The organism is Streptomyces sp. NPDC001393 (assembly GCF_053597455.1).
Genome location: NZ_JBSFIH010000143.1, coordinates 1 through 2,297 on the forward strand (window position 1 = coordinate 1; position 2,297 = coordinate 2,297).

Consider the following 2,297-nt stretch of genomic DNA (forward strand, 5'->3'; position numbering starts at 1 on the left):
ATCGCCAGTCCGACCCGAAAGCAGCGGGCGCCCAGCCACTTCCACGCCCTCTGCACCGCCACCAGCTGACCCTCACAAGATCGCCAACAGAGTCACGGCATTGGCTTTATCCATCAGGCTCGAACGTCGACTCGGACGTGATCACCCAGATGGGTATTCACCGGACATGAGGGCGGCCTTCGTCCGATCCTGTGCTCCGACCAAGGTGCACGTGATCACAACGAAGGCCGTGAGGGTGAGTCTGCTGCCTGATGCTGTCCGCAGGGAGGCGTTCGCGGAGGTGTCACGCTTCCGGGGTGACTTCTACGCATGTCTGACCGGTCGGCGCGATGTGTTGTTCGAGCTGACCGACGCGCTGTTGTGCGCGGACGGGCCGGTGACGGCGCCGGTGGACCTGTCGCTGCTGGCCGAGCACCGGCGTGGGCACGGCGCGCTGTACGGCGCTCTCAACCGCGGCCGCCTCGAAGCCGACAGGTTGCGGCGGACGCTGGCCGCGCTGCCCCAGCCGAAGGCAGCCGACGATCGGCTCGTCCTGGCCGTGGATGTGAGCAACTGGCTGCGACCGGATGCCGAGTGCAGCGCGGACAGGCTGTTCTGCCATACCTTCGGCCGGGGCCGGGACCAGCACCTGATGATCCCGGGCTGGCCGTACTCGTTCGTTGCCGCGCTCGAATCGGGCCGCACCTCCTGGTGCCAGCTGCTGGACGCGGTGCGGCTAGGCCCCGAGGACGACGTCGCCGAGGTCACCGCCCGCCAGGTCCGCCGCGTCGTCGAGGACCTGGTCGCCGGCGGGCAGTGGCGCGGGGGCGATCCGAACATCCTGGTCGTCTTCGACGCTGGCTATGACTCCCCGCGGATGGCCTACCTTCTCGACGGGCTGCCCGTCGAGGTCCTGGGTCGGATGCGCTCGGACCGCGTCATGCGCCGGCCGACACCCACGCAGCTGGAGTACGCCCGGGCCTATCCTCAGGGAGGGCGCCCTCCGAAGCACGGCAAGGAGTTCCGCTTCGCCAAGCCCGAGACCTGGGGCGAACCCGACGCGGCGACCGTCCAGGTCACCGACCGCTACGGCACAGCCCGAGCGATGGCCTGGAACCGCCTCCACCCCCGGCTCACCACCCGCTCCGCCTGGATCGATCACGACAGTGAACTCCCCATCACCGAAGGGACATTGATCCGTCTGGAGGTCGACCGCCTGCCCGGCGGCGGAGACCCGCTGCCACTGTGGCTGTGGTCCTCTGCCACCGGCATGACCGGCTCCGACGTCGATCTACGCTGGCAGGCATTCCTGCGGAGATTCGACCTGGAGCACACGTTCCGGATGATCAAGCAGACGCTCGGCTGGACCCGGCCGAAGCTCCGCACGCCGGAAGCGGCGGACCGGTGGACGTGGCTGATCATCGTCGCGCACAGCCAGCTCCGTCTCGCCCGGCCGCTCGCCGAGGACGTCCGCCGGCCCTGGGAACGGCCGACGGAACCGAACAGGCTCACCCCGGCCCGGGTCCGCCGGGGGTTCAGAAACCTCCGCCCGGCCTTGCCTTGCCCAGCTCGTGCGCCCAAACCCACCCGGCCCGGCCCCGGCAGGCCACTTGGCTCGAAGAACCAGCGGCCAGCCACCCGTTACGACGTGGGCAAAACCGTCAGGCGCCCGGAGACCCTGCTCGAACGCGATCACGTCAGACTGCAGAGCACCGGATCCGGTCCTGTCGGCCGCGCCGGGCAGAATGCGGTCCCGTGAGCCTCCACTTCGAAGTCGTCTTCACCTGCTTTCTCCGGGACGACACCCCCGACACGGTCCTGAATGCCCTGCGATGGCACCTCGGTCTGACCGCCGAGCGCCCGACCGGGCTCGACCCGGACGAGCATTCATACCCGGTCCTCGCCCCGGACCCGGACAGCCGCCTGCCGGGAGGAGACTTCGCGTCCCTGCGGCATCAGTCCCGCGGCTCCCTGGCTGGCCGCGAGCTCTACGCTTGGGGCTTGTTCAGCCGCAATTTCTGGCTCGACGACGAGATGGGCGAGCTCGTCACCATCCTTGACCTGCTCGCACCCCACATCGAGGAACCCGGCTACGGCGGATACTTCCGCGAGAAGTACGACACGGAGCCGACCATCTTCACCTTCGGGAACGGCACCTACGGGCCGCTGAAGCTCTGATCAGCTCCAACCTGATCGTCGAAACGTTAAAGAACAAGCTAAGCCTTTTGTTTAACCTCGCAGGTCACCCGACCTGCTGATCTTGGTTCGTTTTCGGGACAGCAGGGCGGCCGTTCTTCACGCTTCGAGGTGTCGAGCAA

General features: G+C 67.9%; 2 protein-coding genes. Both read left to right on the plus strand.

The window, feature by feature from the left end; genetic code table 11:
• Nucleotides 1–235: 235 nt before the first annotated feature.
• Nucleotides 236–1,738: an NF041680 family putative transposase gene (locus ACWC2T_RS45900; protein ID WP_450676227.1), complete on the plus strand. Its 1,503-nt coding sequence runs from the start codon at nucleotides 236–238 to the stop codon at nucleotides 1,736–1,738.
• On the plus strand, nucleotides 1,735–2,157 hold the full coding sequence (locus ACWC2T_RS45905; protein WP_450676226.1) for a hypothetical protein: 423 nt from the start codon (nucleotides 1,735–1,737) through the stop codon (nucleotides 2,155–2,157). The genes ACWC2T_RS45900 and ACWC2T_RS45905 overlap by 4 nt, the downstream gene beginning before the upstream one ends.
• Nucleotides 2,158–2,297: the final 140 nt, after the last annotated feature.